The organism is Mesorhizobium salmacidum (SeqCode), from assembly GCF_037179605.1.
Lineage (GTDB): Bacteria > Pseudomonadota > Alphaproteobacteria > Rhizobiales > Rhizobiaceae > Mesorhizobium > Mesorhizobium salmacidum.
The window spans coordinates 1-875 of record NZ_JAPYKS010000082.1 but is presented as its reverse complement, the minus strand read 5'-3'; the positions used below and the strand labels follow the sequence as shown (position 1 = coordinate 875).

General features: G+C 61.0%; 1 protein-coding gene. It reads left to right on the top strand.

Features of this window, described 5'->3' with window-relative positions:
* Nucleotides 1–875: sensor histidine kinase (locus O7A60_RS31715; protein ID WP_337109584.1), on the top strand; the 875-nt coding region annotated here is incomplete at both ends.

Below are 875 nucleotides of genomic sequence, written 5' to 3'. Positions count from 1 at the left end.
GAACGTGTCGTCTATGCCAATCCGGAGTTCGAGAAACTGTCCGGTCTGAAGGCGGCCAAGCTCGCCCAGAAGCATTGGGCGGCACTTTCCGGTATCGGCCTGCACCATCAGAAGGATCGCGCACTATCAAGTGCGGTGGTCGACGAAACCGATTTCGTCGGTACCTTCCGACTGGAGCGGGCCGAGGACAAGCCTGCAATCGTCGACGTCTATTCCAACGTCATCGAGGATGACAATGGCAGAGCCTGCTTCCGGCTGGTGGCTCTGGTCGACGTCTCGGCCCATGGCGAGACCGAAGATGCGCGCTCGATCGAAGAACGCGTTCGCGAGAAGGACACGCTGTTGCGGGAATTGCAGCATCGGGTGAAGAACAATCTGCAGATGATCACCGCCCTGATCCGCCTCGAAACGCGCAATGCGACCGAGCCGGACCGCAACCGCTTCGAAAGACTGGCCGGCCGCGTCGACGCCCTGGCCATCCTTTATCAGACCCTGTCGGGCGAGGAGCACAAGGAGGAGGTCGATCTCGGCGTTTATCTCAGCCAGATCGCGTCCGCCGTAATGGCCTCGCATGCTGTCGAGGGCATTCGCCTCGACATGAAAGTGGACACCTATCCGGTCTCGGTAAACGTTGCCATGCCCACTGGCTTGGTGGTCAACGAACTGCTGACCAATGCGCTCAAGCATGCATTTCGCGGGCGCGACAGTGGAACGATCACCCTGCACAGCGTCGTAAACGGGGATGGCTGCCGCGTCGTCGTTGCCGATGATGGGATCGGGTTGCCGGACGGCGCAAGCTGGCCCAAGCGAGGCAAGCTCGGCGCGCTCATCGCACAGTCGCTGAGCGAGAACGCCAAGGCGGAGTTCCATGTGAC